The organism is uncultured Rummeliibacillus sp. (assembly GCF_934216135.1).
GTDB lineage: Bacteria > Bacillota > Bacilli > Bacillales_A > Planococcaceae > Rummeliibacillus.
The window spans coordinates 1-3,019 of sequence record NZ_CAKQBI010000075.1; the positions used below are offsets into that span (position 1 = coordinate 1).

The following is a 3,019-nucleotide window of genomic DNA, read 5'->3' on the forward strand; positions in this document are numbered from 1 at the left end:
TGTGTGATGTTCTTGAGCCACTATGACCTCCTGAACTTCTATGCGATGTTCTTGAACAGCTACAAGACCCTGAACTTCTGTGTGATGTTCTTGAGCCACTATGACCTCCTGAACTTCTATGCGATGTTCTTGAACAGCTACAAGACCCTGAACTTGATGACGATGATCTACCTCTCCCTCTTTTACCTTTAGGCATTTCTTTTCTTTCCCCCTTATAAATTAATTGATATTAATATACGCAGAGCATTCTTAAACTGTTAGACAAATGCCCTATAATTCTATTAAAAAATCCAAGTAACCCAGTAATATAAAATGACTAATGTAAATAACAATGTTGGCGGTATAATAACAACCGTTATTCTAATATATTCTGACCAGGAAATTTTGACATTTCCACTTCTTACAATGTGCATCCACATTAATGTAGCGAGCGTTCCCATCGGAAGTAACAAAGCACCTATATCACTTCCTATCACATTCGCCAGATAAGCCACTTTAAGTGAAATTGCATCAAGGGGCATATTCGTTAATGTAATTGTACCGACCATCAAGGCAGGATGATTATTGAATATATTTGATAATAGAGTTAAAAGGATACCCATCAATACACTTGTATGAAGTAGACTTCCTGATACCAGAGGAGACATGATATGAATTAGCATATCCGTTAAACCAATATTATTGAGCCCATAAATAATGACATACATACTAAATGCAAAAGCGATGATATACCAAGGTGTCTTCTTTAACATGTCATTTGGTGGAACCTTCAAATAGGCCCATCTCCACCCTAGTAATATAAACGATCCAATTACCGACATTAAGGAAAGCGGTATAGAAAAGTATGATGCTACAAATAGACTAAGGCGTACAGCGAGCACAAATATGAGTATATTTCGTACAAACTTTGTACGGTTTTTTTCAATAGTATATACAGAACTTTGTTTAAGAGGATGATAAGCAGGTAATGATAAACCATTTACCTTTGTAGGAATCGTTTTTGGGATAATTTTTTTAAAGCGAAGAAATAAAAGTGTAGCTAACAAGATTAATCCAAGTGTTGCAGGAACAAACATCATAAGTGTATGCATATACAAATCCATATGAACAATTTTCAGCGCAATTAGATTAACAATGTTACTAACGCCAATTGGAGCACTTGATGCAGTTGCGATTAATCCACCCGAAAGGAGATAGGGAACTTTTTGATGATTTTTTAACCCCATATTATTTAATAACATGACTAATATAGGGGTTGTTATTAAAATGCTACCATCATTATTAAAAAAAAGCGTCATCATAAAACATAAAAGATTGACATACCAGAATAATCGAATGCCCGAACCCTTTGCTTTTTCTGTTAATTTTTCTGCAACCCAATGAAAAAGGCCAAAACTTTCTAAGACGATTGCCATAACAATGGTAGCCATAATCGTTATGGCTGCATCACTGATTGTTTCTGCAATAATAGCTAAATCAGAAAGTGAGACACTTCCAGTGAGTATAATAACAATAGCACCAATAGTAGCAGGTATAGCTTCATTAATGCCTTTTGGCCTCCACAAAATAAACACTAATGTGACCAAAAAGGTGATAATCGTTATAAAAACCATTGGCTGCATATTATTCTACCTTCCATCTAACAATTTTGATATTGATGATTATCATGATTATTCTTCACAGGATTAAACAAAATTCCCTCCCTTTTATTCATAGAATAGTAATGCGTACAATATTTATATGTAATTAAAACAACTTGACATAGTGCAATACCTATTTTGACTGTGACACTTATAACTAAATTCTTTATGAAACAACCAAATCTAAAAAATACATATAATAATAAATTGCACAAAAAATAAAGCCACAAATACGTAAAAGTATTTGCGGCCGAACTCTTTACTTTCGAGTTTTTATAAACCATATAATCAACATCAAAAAAAGTATTGCTAGTAAGATCAACACAACATTAGAATATATATCTACATATTCCAAAATTGTATTCCAAGATGACCCTAATTTCGCACCTATAGTTACCAAAACACTATTCCAAATTAAAGAGCCTATCATTGTGAAAAATAAAAATATACCAAAGTTCATACGTGCCATACCTGCTGGAATGGAAATTAGACTTCTTACAATTGGAACAAGTCTACCTATTAAGACTGCCCAAACCCCAATTTTGCGAAACCAAGCATCTGCTTTTTGAACATCTTTTTGTGTTAATCGCAATATATGCCCCCAACGATTAACAATTTTTTCTAACTTGTCTACATCTAGAAGCCTTCCTATTCCAAAAAGAACAATTGCACCAATAATGGATCCTATCGTTGAGAAAATAATAACTCCCATAACAGTTACATCAGAAGTTGTCGTCAAAAATCCACTAAATGTCAAAATAACTTCAGAAGGTATGGGCGGAAAAATATTCTCTAAAGCTATCAATAGAACAATTCCTAAATATCCATATGAATTCATTACTTCAATAATCCAATTTTCCAAGTTAGCGCTCCTAATCATTTTATTTATGTTTATAATAATACTTTAATGTAGAGTTCATCGTTAACAAGATCCATAAGAATTTAATTCATACTCTATATAAATAATACAATAATAAATTAAATAGAACCATCCATAACGAAGTGATTCTATTTATGGTTCAATTTCCATCATATAATACTATAAAAATAGATACTAAAAAAGCACAACTGAATAAACAGTTGTGCTTTTAGTGTGCCTAGCAACGTCCTACTCTCGCAGGGGGACAGCCCCCAACTACCATTGGCGCTAAAGAGCTTAACTTCTGTGTTCGGCATGGGAACAGGTGTGACCTCTTTGCCATCATTACTAGACTGTTCGGCTTCCAATATACATCGCACTACTGCGTCAATTTCGCTCATTCACATCCTCATGTACTTAAGTACACTGCGGTGTTCATTCACTCATTTCCTTGTATTGCTCGTATCTTGAAACCCTCAAATATCAAGAAAGAATTTGTTCTTTCAAAACTGGATAAACA

At 33.7% G+C, this 3,019-nt stretch carries 2 protein-coding genes and 1 rRNA gene; all 3 read right to left on the minus strand.

Annotation, left to right across the window (positions count from 1 at the left end; all coding sequences use genetic code 11):
• Nucleotides 1-281 precede the first annotated feature (281 nt).
• Complete coding sequence (locus Q0977_RS18025) at nucleotides 282-1,622, minus strand: arsenic transporter (protein WP_233548144.1); 1,341 nt, start codon at nucleotides 1,620-1,622, stop codon at nucleotides 282-284.
• 277 nt (nucleotides 1,623-1,899) lie between these two features.
• Nucleotides 1,900-2,502 carry a DedA family protein gene (locus tag Q0977_RS18030; RefSeq protein ID WP_119417001.1) on the minus strand — a complete coding sequence of 201 codons (603 nt, stop codon included), beginning with the start codon at nucleotides 2,500-2,502 and terminating at the stop codon, nucleotides 1,900-1,902.
• Nucleotides 2,503-2,735: 233 nt separating this feature from the next.
• Nucleotides 2,736-2,852 (minus strand): 5S ribosomal RNA (gene rrf / locus Q0977_RS18035).
• Nucleotides 2,853-3,019: the final 167 nt, after the last annotated feature.